The sequence below is a fragment of the Xenorhabdus ehlersii genome, from assembly GCF_003610465.1.
Classification (GTDB): domain Bacteria; phylum Pseudomonadota; class Gammaproteobacteria; order Enterobacterales; family Enterobacteriaceae; genus Xenorhabdus; species Xenorhabdus ehlersii.
In genome coordinates, this window is record NZ_RAQI01000004.1 from 173,654 (window position 1) to 191,754 (window position 18,101).

Here is an 18,101-nt window from a genome sequence, read left to right on the forward strand (position 1 = left end):
GGATTATGTATCTCTGATACGTTGAGTGTATCAACGTATATTGAATGTTTTGGAATCGATTTTTATGAGATAGAGCAAATTTTGAGATAATTACAGTTCAGCATTTTTAATTTAATTAGCGTAGTATTAAAGATAATAATTTATTCTTTTAACAATAATCCAATCACATTTGAATAGAATGAATATTACTGTAATACAACGATATTGGGGAAAAGCGCGAAAACTAAAAGCTTTAGAGGGAGATGAATATCATCTGTTATCTTTCCACTCTCTGGATGTGGTCAGTGTTGCTGCGTACTGGTGGGATCATAGTCCGGGATTAAGACATCTGTTTTGCATCCATCAAAATAGGAATGAACGTGAGGTGAGGGCATGGGTACTCTTTTTTGTCGCCTTACATGATCTGGGTAAATTTGATATCCGCTTTCAATATAAATCCCCACAAACATGGTTATCTTTAAACCCAGAAGATAAACAACCCCGATTACCTTCAATCAAAGAATGTCAAAGTTACGATCATGGCGCCACAGGGCTTTATTGGTTTATTAATGACTATCAGCCAGAATCATCTGAAGACGATGATGACTTTGAATTTACTGATACAGTACACCTTTATCAGAATTGGTTCTCCTGGATAGAAGCAGTATGTGGCCATCATGGCGTTATCAGGCAGAAAAAGGATGTCATCCATTGTGTTGATTATCCGCTGCCATTTTTATTACGTCACCATGCAGCTCGTGATAAACAAGCCCGGCTAGCCTGGTTGGATATTGCTGCGGAGTTGTTTTTATCGCCAGTGGGTCTTTCGTTACAAGATACTCCACCTGATTGTTCCGTTTTGATGGCTGGGTTTTGTTCGATAGCGGACTGGCTAGGCTCTTGGTCAACCGGAGATACTTTTAACTACCGCGCTGCTGCTGTCTCTGATGTGGCGGAGTTGCGAGCTTATTTCGAACAGCGTTACCAAGAAGATGCTATGCGTGTGGTGACGCGTAGTGGCTTAATAGGTCAGGTGAAACAGGACGCTTCAGTGCAGGCATTACTTGATACCGGTTATCAACCTCGGCAAGTACAGACTCTAGTTGATAAACTTTCTGTAGTTTCAGGATTGACACTGATCGAAGCGCCGACAGGTTCTGGTAAAACGGAAGCTGCACTGGCTTATGCCTGGAAATTATTGGAGCACAATCTGGCTGATAGCATTATCTTTGCATTGCCGACTCAGGCTACGGCTAACGCGATGCTGGATCGTATGGACAAGTTAGCGGAAAAAACTCTTCACGGCTCCGAACCTGATTCTTGCTCATGGTAATGCGCGTTTTAATACAACTTTTCAGGCGATCAAACAGCGCGGGATTAATCTTCAAGAGGAAGAGGCTTGGAGCCAGTGTTGCGAATGGCTATCGCAGGGGCGGAAACGGGTTTTTTTAGGACAAATCGGGGTTTGTACTATCGATCAGGTGCTGGTCTCTGTATTGCCGATCCGTCATCGTTTTATCCGTGGCTTTGGTGTTGGCCGCAGTGTGCTGATAATCGATGAGATACATGCTTATGATCAATATATGTACGGTTTGCTGGATGCGGTTTTACATAATCAATTGCGTGCCGGAAGCTCTGCAATCTTACTGTCGGCCACCTTACCGCAAAAACAGAAACAACAGTTATTAAACAGTTATGTTCCCTTACCTGATAACGCTAACAGTGAGCAAGCTGTGGCAGTGGAAGATACGCCTTATCCTCTGGTTAGCTGGGTTGGAAATGGTGAGACGCAGTTTTTTGACTTGCAAGATCAACCTGAGCAATATCCTACCACATTCTCTCTCCATCTTGAGCCTTATTACACAGAAGATGCGGTGCCTGATAATTCCTTATTGGAACGTATGGTTGATGCTGCGCGTAAGGGGGCTCAAGTATGTCTGATCTGTAATTTAGTCGATGTGGCTCAACAGGCTTGGCGGCAACTAAAAGAGCTAGCGGCGGGCAGGGTTGATGTTATGTTGTTTCATGCCCGTTTTAGCCTGGTGGATCGTCAGGTAAAAGAGAGTGCTGTACTGAGTTGCTTTGGTAAAGGAGGAAACCGTTGTGATGGGCGTATTTTGGTCGCTACCCAAGTCGTTGAGCAATCCCTTGATGTCGATTTTGACTGGATTATCACCCAACACTGTCCGGTAGATCTTTTGTTCCAGCGTCTGGGTAGATTACATCGTCACTGGTGTACGATACGTCCTGAAGATTTTGCACACCCTAAGGCTGTCGTTCTTTTCCCCATTACCACAGGATATGGACGGTTTGGCAAAATCTATAGTCATACTCGAGTTATGTGGCGTACCCAAAAATGGATTGAAGCTTTGCAGGGCAAACCACTTTCTTTTCCTGATGCCTACCGCAAGTGGCTTGAGCCTATTTATCGGGAAGATATTTCAGAACCTGAGCCTCAATGGGTGACTGAAGGTATGAAAGTCTTTGAAGAGAATAATTTCACTCAGCGTATGAAAGCACAGCGAATGGTGGATTGGGCTGAAATAGTTGGATTTCGGGACGTTGAAGGTAATGAGAGAGCTGTCACTCGTGATGGTGCCATGAGTATTCCTTTGGTGCCTTTTGTTGTGACAGAAGTAGGAAGGCAGTTGTTAGATGGCAGTATTTATGAACAACGAGGGGAATTTCAGCGGCAGGAGGTATTAACCCGTAACCAGGTTAATGTCCCTTTGGGATGGAAACAAAAATTGGGTTTAGTTCAGGATAAATGGAACAGAGTTTGGCTGGAAGGGAACAACGATATTACCGATTGGGATTGGAGTAGTAAGGATGGCAGATTGCGTTACAGCCATGAACAGGGAATGGTATTGGTATTATAACCATCCCCTCTGATAAATCCCAAAAGGGTTTGGGAACTTGAAATGTTATCCATATACAAAATAACGGTTTATCCCTGGCAAGTGCAGGGAACGCTAAGACAGTATACCTTGCGGATTGTAACAGGCAATAAATTTGATTGTCCAAAAAGTAAATATATCACATACATAATAACTTGAATTTTTTTGCTATTCATATTATTTACCTGTATCTTTAATCCTCTAACTTTTGTGAGGGGTGTAGGAATGAGAGAATTTGTAAAAAATATCAGGTTATTAATCAACGCCATCAATTCCGTCACTCCGATGGGAATTGTAATTGCATCCCTTTCGGTGGTGGCATTGGCGTTGCTGTTGAAATAGCAAAAATTTTTGGTTAAGGGAGGAAAAGTTGATGGATTTACTGGTTCATAATTGGATTCCTGTCCGCCCGATGGCAGGGGGAATACCCACCACAATTTCTCTGCAAACATTATTGTGTTCGGACGAACAATGGATTTTATGTTTGCCCAGAGATGATATGGAGCTATCTGCTCTCCAGTTGCTGGTTTGTCTCACTCAGGTGATTTGGACACCGCAAGATGATCAGACTTTGCGCCTGCGTATAAAACAGCCGCTGACATTTGACGACTTCGTTCAGGGAATTTCTGCCTGGAGTGATACTTTTCAGCTTGATCACCCCGATATGCCATTTATGCAGTTCAAAGGTGTGTCAGCTAATGACGTGACGAGTATGGATAAGTTGTTAGCTGGATTGACTGGCGCCACCAACTGCACCTTCATTAATGAGCCGGGGCAAGGGGATGCATTGTGTGGTGGCTGTACCGTTATTGCCTTGTTTAACAAGGCTAATAATGCGCCTAGTTTTGGTGGAGGATTTAAAAGTGGTTTACGTGGAGGCGCTCCCGTTACCACTCTATTACAGGCAATAAATAGCCGTTATGCTGATCTACGCACGACGATCTGGTTGAATGTGCTAACACAACCTTATTTGCAACAATTGTTTAGCAAAGACTTGCAGGCTAAACAATTGCCAGTATGGCAAGAACCGATTCAGGCAGGTGCAACCATTCCTGCGACACATATCGGTTTACTAAGAGGGTTGTTCTGGCAACCCAACCATATTGAATTATGCCCCCCAGTGGGAGTTGGTCAGTGCAGCGGTTGCGGACAACAAGCCACACAACGCTATACGGGCTTCCTGAAAGAAAAGTTTAATTTCTCGGTGGAGGGCATATGGCCACATCCCCACTCTCCGCGTGTATTACAGGTAAAACAAGGAGTGGTGGAAGAGAAATTCCTGGCCTTCACAACCTCTGCACCTTCATGGACACAAATCAGCCGTTTACTGGTCAGCCGTGAAGCGGATAAAAAAGAAGGACATCGCCCTGCTGCTGTGGTGGATCAAAGCAGAAGCGTGTTTTCCAAGGCTCAGATGCAATTGATTGTGGGTGGTTATCGTAATAATCAGGCGTCAATTTTGGAGCGACGACATGATGTGATGGTTGTTAATCAGGGATGGCAAACCCATCCTGAAGTGATTAACGAAGTTGTCGGAATTGGCCTAGGATATAAGACAGCTTTGCGTAAGGCACTTTACATCTTTGCGGAAGGTATCAAAGAGAATGATATCAAAGGGGCTGGAATACCGGTGCATGAAAAGGGAGAGCGAGAATATTACCGACAGAGTGACTTGCTTATCCCTAATTTGTTGGCATCTATCGATTTTACACAGGCAGATGAGTACTTAGAGCAATTGAAGAAAAGTCTAAATAATTTGTGTATTAATCTTTTTAAACAAATGACCGCACCTTATCGCCATCACCCCAAGCTGGTCAAGGCATTAGCTATTGCCCGCCGTAGCCTACACAAACAACTCACTGCTTTGAGTCAGCCTCAAGGAGAATAAAAATGTCGTTTGATTCCGATTTTGATCTACTTGCTCTCTACAAAGCTTGGAAGGAACTGGATAACGGTGCTTGTGCCCAACTTAGGCGTGTGACTGAACCTGAAAAACTAAGGGATATTCCTGCTTTTTACCGGCTAGTACAACCTTTCGGCTGGAAGGAGGCAGAGAAACAATGGCCATTGCTCCGTATGGTGTTTTGTCTGAGTGCAGGGAAAGAAGTTATTGAACATACTGAACCGGATGAAGAAAATCCCAAAGGTATTAGTCTGGGTAAGGCGCTGGCAGATAGTGAGCGTATCAGTGAACGCCGGCTGTACCAAGTGTTGCGTGCGGATTGGCCTAACGATATGGTGCAGTTGCGTCGTTTGCTCATCCATGCTGAACCTAAGCTTTACTGGCCAGCGTTGGCCAAGCAATTAATACGGTGGAATCAACATGTTCGCCGTCAGATCTTAGAAGATTTCATACTTGCTCTTCCTCCTAAAAAGAAAACCGCATAAGGATGTAACATAATGAACAATTTTATTAACTTCCACGTACTAATCTCCCATAGCCCGGCTTGCCTGAACCGTGATGATATGGATATGCAAAAAGACGCTATCTTTGGTGGCAAGCGTCGGGTGCGTATTTCCAGCCAAAGTCTTAAACGAGCAATGCGTAAAAGCAACTACTACATGCGACATCTGGGGGAGTCGAGTATTCGTACTATTCAACTGGCTGAACTTAGAAATGTTTTACATGAACGTTTGGGAGCACGCTTTGAAACAGCGCTGATTGATCGTTCACTAGCTCTATTGATAGGAAAAGACATTGATGATGCGAAGGAAATAATTGGGGATGCGGTATTTCCCTGGGTAACAGAAGAAGTCGCCTGGTTCTGTGAACAGGTTGCTCAAGCAGATGCTGAAAAACTTGATGCCAAAAAATTGGCAAAGCAACTGAAACCGCATATTGCGGCTATGCGTGCTAATTTACAAAATGGCGTTGACGTGGCGTTAAGTGGCCGTATGGCGACTAGCGGCCTGATGAGTCAGCTGGGTAAAGTAGATGGTGCTATGTCCATCGCACATGCTATCACTACACATGCTGTGGAATCGGATATTGACTGGTTTTCTGCCGTTGATGATTTAAAAGATCTGGGCTCTGCTCATTTGGGAACTCAGGAATTCTCTGCTGGTGTTTTCTACCGCTATGCCAGCCTGAATCTTGCGCAATTACAGGAGAATCTGGGGGGGATTGAACGCAGTAAGGTGCTAGATATTGCCGCACATCTGGCGCATATGTTGGCGACGGAAACACCGAATGCGAAACAACGTACATTCGCGGCGTTTAATCCAGCGGATTTGGTAATCGTCAACTTTTCTGATGTACCAGTGTCTATGGCCAACGCTTTTGAAACACCTGTCAAAGCAAAACAGGATGGCTATCTCAAACCTTCTATTGAAGCGTTCACAAATTACTGGAACCGTGTTGCCCAAGTGTATGGACTAACTGGATCGGCTGCGCAATTCTCTTTGTTGAATACAACGCTTCCGGAAGGTGTTTTGTCCAAATCAGGATTGGAAGAACTGAAGAACTGGATCCGTAGTAACGGTGAGGGTTAAATATGGCTTCTTATCTCATATTACGCCTTTCCGGCCCCATGCAGTTTTGGGGGCAGCCCACGTTTGAAGGTATGCGTCCTACCGCTAATTTTCCCACTCGCAGTGGCTTACTGGGATTGCTTGGGGCGTGTCTTGGGATACGCCGAAATGACAAAGAGTTACTTCAGGCCTTGTCCGACAGTGTGCGTTTCGCGGTGCGTTGTGATGATCATAAATTGGGTGATAAGTTTGTGGAGTTGAGCAAAATTACGGATTATCACACCATTAAGGATGCTAGAGTCGATTACGTTGGTTTGAAAAGCCATGACACCATCCAAACTTGGCGTGAATACCTCTGTGATGCCCATTTTACCGTAGCTGTTTGGTGTTTACCCAACAGTCATTACAAACTAGTGAATTTAGTCACTTCAGTTCAGAAGCCGTGGTTTACTCCCTATTTGGGAAGACGCAGTTGCCCATTGAGTCATCCACTCTATTTGGGACAGTGTGAGGCAGATAATCCCCGATTGGCATTAAATCAATTCGGTGGCGGAGGAACTATTTATAGCGAAGAGGCTATCAATCCCAAAGCCCCTCCTTTACATGTTCGTGATGAGCCTATTATTGCCTTACCACGTCAGTTTTCGACACATGATTGGTTTGTTATTCAGGGAGATTTGCCATGTTCTTAAGCAAAGTCTGGATTGACTGGCGATGGGCAAAAGATCCCTATCAATTGCATCGGGCTTTGTGGCAACTTTTTCCTCATCGTCCTAATGATGCACGTGATTTTCTCTTTCGGATTGAGGCTCAACACTTTGGTCGTGGTGCGGAAGCTTTATTGCAATCAGTGCAGGCACCTTCGTCAGCGCAAGCGGCTCAGGTTATCGTGAGTAAACCTATTCAGTGGTCTATTCCGAATGGTGCCAAGCTACGTTTTAAGTTACGGGCTAATCCGATTAAGACTATTAAAGACGGAGAACAGCGCCGTGATCGCAACGGTAAGATCAAAGGTTGCCGAGTACCGCTCATTCATGAGGAGGAACAGTTGCAGTGGTTATCGCGCAAATTAGCAGGAGCGGCGCTGTTATCGACGGCTTGGGTAACACCGGAGTCCCCAATCTATTTTTACAAAGATGATATTAGGGGAAAAATTCAGCCAATATGTTTTGAAGGGCAAATCATCGTACAGGAAAATGAATCCTTTATTACTCTTTTAAGTCAAGGAATTGGTCCGGCTAAAGCTATGGGTTGTGGTTTACTCTCTTTGGGTTTGAGTTAGAGATGATCCTCGTAGCACAAATTTTTCGTATAGGGAATTTCGGTAGATCGGGATGGTTTAAGTTTTGTCTTTTTTAACATTTTGAAAAACAAATATTTTTATATTTAATAAAATGCGTTTTTTAAGTAAAAAACGTGGTGGAATTATTTATATCAAATAAGCTCTTTAAAAACAAATAGATATAATTAGTCTGTTCCCCGTGAGTACGGGGATAAACCGCCTGCCAGAAAATAAACCTGATAGAAAAAACGCTGTTCCCCGTGAGTACGGGGATAAACCGAAATTAACAGTTAAATCCATAAAATATTGTGTCTGTTCCCCGTGAGTACGGGGATAAACCGTTCAATGGATGGGAGCTGGATATCAATAGCCGCCTGTTCCCCGTGAGTACGGGGATAAACCATCCTGAGTAAGTTCGTTGTATTATCGACCTGCCTGTTCCCCGTGAGTACGGGGATAAACCGGGAACTGACAGGTAGGGCGTTGGACTGGGCTGCTGTTCCCCGTGAGTACGGGGATAAACCGGCTGAATGCAGAGGAAACAATGGAAAACCAACCTGTTCCCCGTGAGTACGGGGATAAACCGAGATGTATACCATTACCTTCAACAAACAATTTCTGTTCCCCGTGAGTACGGGGATAAACCAGAGTCGATGTTTATCGTTCATACCTTGAACCGCTGTTCCCCGTGAGTACGGGGATAAACCGAACGTTAATGCGAGTATTGAAATTTGGCGGAACTGTTCCCCGTGAGTACGGGGATAAACCGCTATTATCTCTTTTGCTCTGTGTGGTTTCGCTCTGTTCCCCGTGAGTACGGGGATAAACCGATTCACGGGCTGCCTGTATCGCATACATAGAACTGTTCCCCGTGAGTACGGGGATAAACCGTAGGCGAAAATGTATTGGTATTGGGTTCCAGTCTGTTCCCCGTGAGTACGGGGATAAACCGCCGGTGTCTGTACCACGGGCCTGCCGTGGCGGCTGTTCCCCGTGAGTACGGGGATAAACCGCATTTAAATACAGGGCAATTGGACACTGATAGCTGTTCCCCGTGAGTACGGGGATAAACCGAGATTTTAATCATTATTTGTGCTAACGATATACTGTTCCCCGTGAGTACGGGGATAAACCGTCAGCCCCTTTGTATTTATCAATAACATCATCCTGTTCCCCGTGAGTACGGGGATAAACCGAACACTGCGTCAGACATCCAAATTGGATACAGCTGTTCCCCGTGAGTACGGGGATAAACCGACGGTCGAGTCCATGGCGTTACGGGTGTGACACTGTTCCCCGTGAGTACGGGGATAAACCGGCCGTTGTACAGTGAAAATTGTCTCTGTTGATCTGTTCCCCGTGAGTACGGGGATAAACCGGTGTAATCAGGACGCAATCAATATTGCTATCGCTGTTCCCCGTGAGTACGGGGATAAACCGGAACGTTATGAATATTAGCGATGCGTGCAACGCCTGTTCCCCGTGAGTACGGGGATAAACCGTTATGCGAATTAAAATTTTGTTTGGTGCGTCACTGTTCCCCGTGAGTACGGGGATAAACCGTACAGTTAGCGTAATTCTGACATCCTGACGCACTGTTCCCCGTGAGTACGGGGATAAACCGTTGCTATTAACACCACCCAACAAGAACGCATCCTGTTCCCCGTGAGTACGGGGATAAACCGCCCCTTACCGCCAGGTTCTGACTCATGGTTTCCTGTTCCCCGTGAGTACGGGGATAAACCGCCTTTCCACGTCTTGTCATCAAACTTAATGAACTGTTCCCCGTGAGTACGGGGATAAACCGATGCGGACAGTATCATCATGCTGTATCGCGATCTGTTCCCCGTGAGTACGGGGATAAACCGAAAAAGAACTTCCAGTCTAGGTTAGAGAGTCGCTGTTCCCCGTGAGTACGGGGATAAACCGTAATAAAAATCACCCTCACTCTCTCAGGCGAACTGTTCCCCGTGAGTACGGGGATAAACCGAAATGATGAAACACACATTCTTGGGCTATGAGCTGTTCCCCGTGAGTACGGGGATAAACCGGGTGGCAATAAACGCATCAGTATTTTGTTTTACTGTTCCCCGTGAGTACGGGGATAAACCGATCCATCGCCACTACGTCCCGAAATATACTGGCTGTTCCCCGTGAGTACGGGGATAAACCGTATTACGTCATATCAAAAGATAATGCCGACGTCTGTTCCCCGTGAGTACGGGGATAAACCGAGGTTGAAAGTGCTATAAACTTAAAAATTAATGCTGTTCCCCGTGAGTACGGGGATAAACCGATGGGGGAGACGACGGTTATCGCCAATGCTTACTGTTCCCCGTGAGTACGGGGATAAACCGCAAAAAGAAGAACAACGCTTGAACAGAATTGCCTGTTCCCCGTGAGTACGGGGATAAACCGCGCAAGAAATGCGAGCAGCGCAGTTGGAAAACCTGTTCCCCGTGAGTACGGGGATAAACCGAATGCAGTCTTATTACATCAGTTGTGGGATGACTGTTCCCCGTGAGTACGGGGATAAACCGCCAACAACAATGGGACAGATCCCAATAGAACCCTGTTCCCCGTGAGTACGGGGATAAACCGCGGGGCGTCGGTGGTGCGCATCGCATAGTGGCCTGTTCCCCGTGAGTACGGGGATAAACCGTGTCTGTAAATTTTTCAGATAGTTGCGATTTGCTGTTCCCCGTGAGTACGGGGATAAACCGGTTTGCTGTTAAAAATCTCATAGAGAAAAACACTGTTCCCCGTGAGTACGGGGATAAACCGCTTTTAAGATAGCCTGCTCTACAAAATCAGCTCTGTTCCCCGTGAGTACGGGGATAAACCGATGGAACTGCTTATTTAATCCAAAGCGAAATACTGTTCCCCGTGAGTACGGGGATAAACCGCGACAGGAGGCCATTGATGCCGTCAAGTCCGGCCTGTTCCCCGTGAGTACGGGGATAAACCGCAAACAAAAAAATCAGTTAATGGTACACCAATCTGTTCCCCGTGAGTACGGGGATAAACCGCGCGAGGCCGAGAATGTCAGGTCAGGATACCGCTGTTCCCCGTGAGTACGGGGATAAACCGTCACTCTGGGATTTAGTCACGGTCGGCGATGCCTGTTCCCCGTGAGTACGGGGATAAACCGGGTTCCAGCAGGCCCTCGCTGATGGGCATATCCTGTTCCCCGTGAGTACGGGGATAAACCGGCATTTCGGTAACTGAAAATTAGAAAGAGGCACTGTTCCCCGTGAGTACGGGGATAAACCGGTAATGAATGCCGTTAAATGTACCTAACAGTACTGTTCCCCGTGAGTACGGGGATAAACCGTCTACAATAAACCTGCTCATTTCTTGGAATATCTGTTCCCCGTGAGTACGGGGATAAACCGTAAATTGGCTGTATCACGAATATAAATATTGGCTGTTCCCCGTGAGTACGGGGATAAACCGATAGCTACGAAAGGCGGCTTAGTGATTATGATCTGTTCCCCGTGAGTACGGGGATAAACCGTTGCTATCAACGCCACCCAGCAAGAAAGCATCCCTGTTCCCCGTGAGTACGGGGATAAACCGGAAGATGAGATAGCCGAAATCATGTGCGGCGCCTGTTCCCCGTGAGTACGGGGATAAACCGGGGTTCCGTGGTGGACACCCAAAACGACACCGCCTGTTCCCCGTGAGTACGGGGATAAACCGGGGGCAATTCTCTCCTTTAACTTAACTCCTTGCTGTTCCCCGTGAGTACGGGGATAAACCGCCTACGGTATTTTGCTGAGTTACTACGCTCACCTGTTCCCCGTGAGTACGGGGATAAACCAGCAGGGAAAAACGGGCGTTGCCCAAATCAAAGCCTGTTCCCCGTGAGTACGGGGATAAACCGGTGGTACGGAAACTGGACTCTTTTCCCTCGCCCTGTTCCCCGTGAGTACGGGGATAAACCGCCAACGTTGAGCAGTCACTGGCTCAAGGGGTTCTGTTCCCCGTGAGTACGGGGATAAACCGACTTTGCCTCGTGGGGCGACGGTCTTTTGGAACTGTTCCCCGTGAGTACGGGGATAAACCGCGCACTTGAGAACGGAGTGGCAAATATCAACACTGTTCCCCGTGAGTACGGGGATAAACCGGTCATAATGCTTGTGGGCTATGATTTTGATGACTGTTCCCCGTGAGTACGGGGATAAACCGGTGAAACCGCTGCGGCGGTTATCGGGATTGGCCTGTTCCCCGTGAGTACGGGGATAAACCGAAAGCGAATTATTGCCATTCTTCGAATCCATTCTGTTCCCCGTGAGTACGGGGATAAACCGACAACTGCAATAAAAAATTATAGGGCTTTAGGCTGTTCCCCGTGAGTACGGGGATAAACCGTCACTAAACATGGCGCTCTTGGGTGAGAAATACTGTTCCCCGTGAGTACGGGGATAAACCGCCCGCGCGCCAGTTTCGCCAGCTCGCCATAAACTGTTCCCCGTGAGTACGGGGATAAACCGCGCGGTGAGTATAAACAGCTTTATAGCCGCGTCTGTTCCCCGTGAGTACGGGGATAAACCGACAGCGACGGAGAGACTACGATGAGTGAGAAACTGTTCCCCGTGAGTACGGGGATAAACCGGTTATAGAAACTAATGGTTCTGGTTTTATTCGCTGTTCCCCGTGAGTACGGGGATAAACCGGCTGCAAAAATCGCTGCTGATGGTGCAAAGAACTGTTCCCCGTGAGTACGGGGATAAACCAATAACCCGTAAATCCGGGACTTTTTAATATTCCTGTTCCCCGTGAGTACGGGGATAAACCAATAACCCGTAAATCCGGGACTTTTTAATATTCCTGTTCCCCGTGAGTACGGGGATAAACCGCGCTACCCGGTGCAATCAATGATCCACAAAAACTGTTCCCCGTGAGTACGGGGATAAACCGGAAATATGGAGTTTCATCGACAATACTAATACCCTGTTCCCCGTGAGTACGGGGATAAACCGAGCATAGAGTTAGCCGCAGGAAGTGGCTGCTGCTGTTCCCCGTGAGTACGGGGATAAACCGACAGTAACCCTCGCCATTTCAGGCAGAATTTCCTGTTCCCCGTGAGTACGGGGATAAACCGCATAATTTTTCATATACAGATTTTCGCCCTGACTGTTCCCCGTGAGTACGGGGATAAACCGTTTTGCAATTGTGATTTACTGATGCCAATATCCTGTTCCCCGTGAGTACGGGGATAAACCGCCTGCTCGTAGTTGCGCACGATGCCAACGGAACCTGTTCCCCGTGAGTACGGGGATAAACCGTCAATAACTATTTTCTAAAAATGTAAAATTATCTGTTCCCCGTGAGTACGGGGATAAACCGCTCTTCCCGATGGCTACCGTTGGCAATCTATCCCTGTTCCCCGTGAGTACGGGGATAAACCGCTAGCTGTAATTGCAATTCATCATACGTAGGACTGTTCCCCGTGAGTACGGGGATAAACCGCAGATCGATGGCGAGCCGGGGCTGGAAATAGACTGTTCCCCGTGAGTACGGGGATAAACCGAAATAAAATACCCATCAATACAGATTGTGAAACTGTTCCCCGTGAGTACGGGGATAAACCGCGATCAGTATTTTTCTAAAATGGATGTAGTACCTGTTCCCCGTGAGTACGGGGATAAACCGCGAATCCCCGCCTCCGCTTTTCTGCTTGACGTCTGTTCCCCGTGAGTACGGGGATAAACCGGTTGACCCTGTCCGGCGGATGTCATGAACAGTCTGTTCCCCGTGAGTACGGGGATAAACCGATAGCGATGGTGACTATGAAACATATGATATTCTGTTCCCCGTGAGTACGGGGATAAACCGATCTTTTTGAACTTCTTTAATGAAATCCAATGCCTGTTCCCCGTGAGTACGGGGATAAACCGTTGATAAAAAATCACCAACCGAAAATAAAGATCTGTTCCCCGTGAGTACGGGGATAAACCGCTCGCACATTTATCATGTCAGCCTTAACTAATCTGTTCCCCGTGAGTACGGGGATAAACCGAGACAAATATCTACAGTCCGATAATCATAGAACTGTTCCCCGTGAGTACGGGGATAAACCGAGACAAATATCTACAGTCCGATAATCATAGAACTGTTCCCCGTGAGTACGGGGATAAACCGGAACTGACCGAACGTTATAATGTGCAATATATCTGTTCCCCGTGAGTACGGGGATAAACCGCCGGGGCGCGGCAAGCTGTCTGGCCTGCTCTGCCTGTTCCCCGTGAGTACGGGGATAAACCGGACATTGACACTAATTGGCTGATTGAGCATCACTGTTCCCCGTGAGTATGGGGATAAACCGTTTTTCTACTGCTTCGCAAAGCTTGGCTATATCTGTTCCCCGTGAGTACGGGGATAAACCGGGTTATCCAGTGTTCAAACGTCAACAGGTGCTCTGTTCCCCGTGAGTACGGGGATAAACCGATGGCATCCTGGATTTTTTTGCGCATCGCTATCTGTTCCCCGTGAGTACGGGGATAAACCGCAATAGTAGGAATAAATAACATTGCAAATAAACTGTTCCCCGTGAGTACGGGGATAAACCGAGTCTGTCCTGTCGAGGAAGCGGAATATCACCCTGTTCCCCGTGAGTACGGGGATAAACCGCCCGTAAACAACCTTTTCGTTTAGCTTTGCTGCTGTTCCCCGTGAGTACGGGGATAAACCTTATCGTTTTGAGGGTAAGCAGAAAATGCTATCCTGTTCCCCGTGAGTACGGGGATAAACCGAGGTCTCTATTGACGTGGATGTCGGTCTTCGTCCTGTTCCCCGTGAGTACGGGGATAAACCGCAATTTAATCAAACGGGCATGGAGTTTATTTACTGTTCCCCGTGAGTACGGGGATAAACCGCGCTGCAATAATCTCAGAGTTCATTGAACGCCCTGTTCCCCGTGAGTACGGGGATAAACCGTGTAGTAACATCAATGCAGGATAGACAATCTACTGTTCCCCGTGAGTACGGGGATAAACCGCAATAGCGAGAGAGGTTCCCTTCTCTCATTTTACTGCTCCCCATACATACGGAAATAAATATAGTGTTTATCATATCACTTTGTTGCAGATAGAGGTGTTTATAGCCTGTGGAGAACTCAAGTCATGGAGGGCTTTTCAGTGTGATAGGAGCTTATGGTGATATATCAAACATCTTTTCTATTTAATCTTTGCAACTTATTGATAATCTGTATCGCTATAAAAATATCGTTGAGTCGTTGAGGTATAAGGGAATAGCGAGTTTCCAGCATGATGGGAGGGACATGTTATATCCTATTGAAAATAAGACAGATAAAAAATGGTTGAAATCGTCCTATAGTAAACTATTTCCATCCGGTAAAATCCGGAGCAAAATAGGGCACGTTGTTATCATTCATAAAATAGTAATAAAAAATGACATATTGTCATTGTTTCAGCTTTCAATTTGGGCTTACTGCGTTTATGATGCGCGCTTCGTATTTTCAACCGGCGCCACTGGCTTTGAGCTTTAGCGGAGAAATGATGCCTCCTGCTAGCTAACACAGTCTTTTCCCGTGGCGGTTCTATCTGCATTATTCCAAGGGATAGATGATAGCATAAATGACTGAGAACACCTCTCTGACACCACTCGTTGAATTGAAAGCCTTGAGTAAGGGCTTCGACGGTAAACAAGTTATTTCACAGCTCGATCTGACAATCAATGATGGCGAGTTCCTGACCATTCTTGGGCCATCCGGTTGTGGCAAAACCACAGTACTCCGCCTGATTGCCGGGCTGGAAGATGCAAACAGCGGCAAAATTTTACTGGAAGGGCAGGATATTACTGATATTCCCGCCGAGCACCGTCACGTTAATACGGTTTTCCAAAGTTATGCCCTGTTCCCCCACATGACCGTATTTGAAAATGTCGCTTTTGGACTTCGGATGCAGAAAACACCGGAAATAGAGATTGCTCCGCGTGTTGAGGAAGCACTGCGCATGGTTCAGCTTGAAGAGTTTGCCCAGCGTAAACCTGTCCAGCTTTCCGGCGGTCAACAGCAACGTGTGGCGATTGCCCGTGCGGTTGTCAATAAACCGAAAGTCTTGCTGCTGGATGAATCACTATCCGCGCTAGATTACAAGTTGCGCAAGCAGATGCAAAATGAGCTAAAGGCGCTCCAGCGTAAGCTCGGCATTACCTTTATCTTCGTGACCCACGATCAGGAAGAGGCACTGGTCATGTCAGACCGTATCGTGGTTATGCGTAACGGACGTATTGAACAGGATGGCTCTCCGCGTGAGATTTACGAAGAGCCGAAAAACCTGTTTGTTGCCCGCTTTATCGGCGAAATCAATATCTTTGATGCTGAAGTACTGCATCGTATTGATGATCAACGGATACGCGCCAATGTTGAAGGCCACGAGTGTGATATTTTCACTTCGCTGCCAGTGACAGTTGGGCAAACGTTGAAAGTATTGCTGCGCCCGGAAGACCTGCGCGTGGAAGAGATCAACAACGGTGAGCAGGTATCGGGACTGATTGGTTATGTTCGTGAGCGTAACTACAAAGGGATGACGCTGGATTCCGTGGTCGAAATGGAAAATGGCAAGATGGTCATGGTGAGCGAATTCTTCAACGAAGATGATCCTGATGTTGACCATTCCCTGAACCAGAAGATTGCCGTTACTTGGGTAGAAAGCTGGGAGGTTGTGCTGGTCGATGAAGAAGACGCGTAAACTATTCCAGAATATCGTCATTACGGGTATCGTATCCTGGCTGATGCTGTTCGTCTTTTTGCCGAACCTGATGATCATCGGAACCAGCTTCCTGACCCGTGATGATGCCAATTTAGTGCAGATGGTATTCTCGCTGGATAACTATAGCCGCTTGTTCGATCCGCTGTATGCCGAGGTGCTGCTGCATTCACTGAATATGGCAATTATAGCGACGTTGTGCTGTCTGGTGATTGGCTATCCGTTCGCTTTTTTTCTGGCCCGTATGCCGGAGAAACTGCGTCCCCTGATGCTATTCCTGTTGATCGTGCCGTTCTGGACGAACTCGTTAATCCGTATTTATGGTTTAAAGATGTTCCTCAGCACCCGCGGGTATTTGAATGATTTTCTGATGTGGATGGGGCTTATCGATAAACCCTTTCGCATCATGTATACCCCCGAAGCGGTTGTGTTGGGTCTGGTTTACATCTTGCTGCCGTTTATGGTGATGCCACTCTATTCCAGCATTGAGAAGCTGGATAAATCCTGTCTGGAAGCGGCACGCGATTTAGGGGCGGGGAAATTGCAGACCTTTATCCGCATCATTGTGCCATTGACCATGCCGGGCATTATCGCCGGTTGTTTGCTGGTATTGCTGCCAGCGATGGGGCTATTCTACGTGGCTGACTTGATGGGCGGGGCGAAGAATCTGCTGATCGGGAACGTGATTAAGAGCCAATTCCTCAATATCCGTGACTGGCCGTTTGGCGCGGCGACCAGCATCTGTTTGACGTTGGTAATGGGATTGATGTTATTGGTTTATTATCGTGCGGCCAAGCTGCTGAACAAGAAGGTGGAACTGGAATGATCGGACGCCTGTTGCGCGGTGGCTTCATGACCATCGTTTATGCTTACCTGTATATCCCGATTATTATCCTGTTGGTAAGCTCGTTTAACCAATCACGTTTCGGCATTCGCTGGCAGGGTTTTACCACTGAATGGTATAGTTTGCTGTTCGCCAATGACAGCCTGCTTCAAGCGGCAGGCCATTCCCTGACGATGGCGGTAACTTCCGCCACGTTTGCCACTTTGATTGGTTCCCTGACTGCGGTCGCCTTGTATCGTTACTCATTCCGTGGCAAAAAGTTTGTTGGTGGTATGCTGTTTGTCGTGATGATGTCGCCGGATATCGTGATGGCGATTTCACTGCTGGTACTGTTTATGCTGCTCGGCGTTTCACTGGGATTCTGGTCATTGCTGTTTTCGCATATCACCTTCTGCTTGCCGTTTGTGGTGATAACGGTTTACTCCCGTCTGAAAGATTTCGATGTCAAAATGCTGGAAGCGGCACGTGATTTGGGCGCGGGCGAATTGACTATCCTGCGAAAAATCATTCTGCCGCTGGCGATGCCGGCGGTTATGGCAGGTTGGTTACTGAGCTTTACCTTATCGATGGATGATGTGGTTGTTTCCTCATTCGTGACAGGGCCAAGCTACGAGATTTTGCCACTTAAGATCTATTCCATGGTAAAAGTGGGAATTTCGCCGGAAGTGAACGCATTAGCAACGATTTTGTTACTTATGTCGTTGGTTTTGGTGCTGATTAGCCAATTTGTGATGCGTGATCGCATAGGGAAGTCTTAATCTTCTTTTCAGCGTGGTTGTGGGTTGGCCACGCTTTTATTTCAGAATTTCTTTCATATACACCGATTCAGCAAGAAATAAGTCGCTTTACCCCATTAAATGTCACTTTTATAATAGCCCCCTTTTCGGGGATAG

The 18,101-nt window shown here is 46.9% G+C and carries 8 protein-coding genes, 1 pseudogene and 1 CRISPR repeat array; all 9 genes and pseudogenes read left to right on the forward strand.

Features of this window, described 5'->3' with window-relative positions:
• Nucleotides 1–178: 178 nt before the first annotated feature.
• Nucleotides 179–2,858, forward strand: a pseudogene (gene cas3 / locus BDE27_RS20505) (CRISPR-associated helicase/endonuclease Cas3).
• Between the two features lie 391 nt (nucleotides 2,859–3,249).
• Nucleotides 3,250–4,764, forward strand: a complete 1,515-nt coding sequence (gene casA / locus BDE27_RS13730) for a type I-E CRISPR-associated protein Cse1/CasA (RefSeq protein ID WP_099132597.1) — start codon at nucleotides 3,250–3,252, stop codon at nucleotides 4,762–4,764.
• Nucleotides 4,765–4,766: 2 nt separating this feature from the next.
• On the forward strand, nucleotides 4,767–5,264 hold the full coding sequence (gene casB, locus BDE27_RS13735; protein ID WP_099132596.1) for a type I-E CRISPR-associated protein Cse2/CasB: 498 nt from the start codon (nucleotides 4,767–4,769) through the stop codon (nucleotides 5,262–5,264).
• 12 nt (nucleotides 5,265–5,276) lie between these two features.
• Nucleotides 5,277–6,368: a type I-E CRISPR-associated protein Cas7/Cse4/CasC gene (gene cas7e, locus BDE27_RS13740; protein ID WP_099132595.1), complete on the forward strand. Its 1,092-nt coding sequence runs from the start codon at nucleotides 5,277–5,279 to the stop codon at nucleotides 6,366–6,368.
• A 2-nt stretch (nucleotides 6,369–6,370) separates the two neighbouring features.
• Nucleotides 6,371–7,039 (forward strand): type I-E CRISPR-associated protein Cas5/CasD, encoded by a 669-nt coding sequence (gene cas5e / locus BDE27_RS13745; RefSeq protein ID WP_099132594.1) that lies wholly within the window; start codon nucleotides 6,371–6,373, stop codon nucleotides 7,037–7,039.
• Complete coding sequence (gene cas6e, locus BDE27_RS13750; RefSeq protein WP_099132593.1) at nucleotides 7,030–7,629, forward strand: type I-E CRISPR-associated protein Cas6/Cse3/CasE; 600 nt, start codon at nucleotides 7,030–7,032, stop codon at nucleotides 7,627–7,629. The genes cas5e and cas6e overlap by 10 nt, the downstream gene beginning before the upstream one ends.
• 190 nt (nucleotides 7,630–7,819) lie before the next feature.
• Nucleotides 7,820–14,632: a CRISPR direct-repeat array (repeat unit 29 nt; unit sequence CTGTTCCCCGTGAGTACGGGGATAAACCG).
• 598 nt (nucleotides 14,633–15,230) lie between these two features.
• Entirely contained in the window at nucleotides 15,231–16,346 is a 1,116-nt protein-coding gene (gene potA, locus BDE27_RS13760) for a spermidine/putrescine ABC transporter ATP-binding protein PotA (protein ID WP_099132591.1), read from the forward strand.
• Nucleotides 16,330–17,190, forward strand: a complete 861-nt coding sequence (potB, locus tag BDE27_RS13765) for a spermidine/putrescine ABC transporter permease PotB (protein WP_099132590.1) — start codon at nucleotides 16,330–16,332, stop codon at nucleotides 17,188–17,190. Before potA ends, potB begins: the two co-directional genes overlap by 17 nt.
• A complete protein-coding gene (gene potC, locus BDE27_RS13770) occupies nucleotides 17,187–17,966 on the forward strand; it encodes a spermidine/putrescine ABC transporter permease PotC (RefSeq protein ID WP_099132589.1) in 780 nt (259 codons plus the stop codon). The genes potB and potC overlap by 4 nt, the downstream gene beginning before the upstream one ends.
• Nucleotides 17,967–18,101 lie beyond the last annotated feature (135 nt).

What these genes read in the sequence shown, in the direction of transcription:
- casA (WP_099132597.1), top strand. Translation starts at nt 3,250, where the DNA reads ATGGATTTACTGGTTCATAATTGGATTCCTGTCCGCCCGATGGCAGGG.
- casB (WP_099132596.1), top strand. Translation starts at nt 4,767, where the DNA reads ATGTCGTTTGATTCCGATTTTGATCTACTTGCTCTCTACAAAGCTTGG.
- cas7e (WP_099132595.1), top strand. Translation starts at nt 5,277, where the DNA reads ATGAACAATTTTATTAACTTCCACGTACTAATCTCCCATAGCCCGGCT.
- cas5e (WP_099132594.1), top strand. Translation starts at nt 6,371, where the DNA reads ATGGCTTCTTATCTCATATTACGCCTTTCCGGCCCCATGCAGTTTTGG.
- cas6e (WP_099132593.1), top strand. Translation starts at nt 7,030, where the DNA reads ATGTTCTTAAGCAAAGTCTGGATTGACTGGCGATGGGCAAAAGATCCC.
- potA (WP_099132591.1), top strand. Translation starts at nt 15,231, where the DNA reads ATGACTGAGAACACCTCTCTGACACCACTCGTTGAATTGAAAGCCTTG.
- potB (WP_099132590.1), top strand. Translation starts at nt 16,330, where the DNA reads ATGAAGAAGACGCGTAAACTATTCCAGAATATCGTCATTACGGGTATC.
- potC (WP_099132589.1), top strand. Translation starts at nt 17,187, where the DNA reads ATGATCGGACGCCTGTTGCGCGGTGGCTTCATGACCATCGTTTATGCT.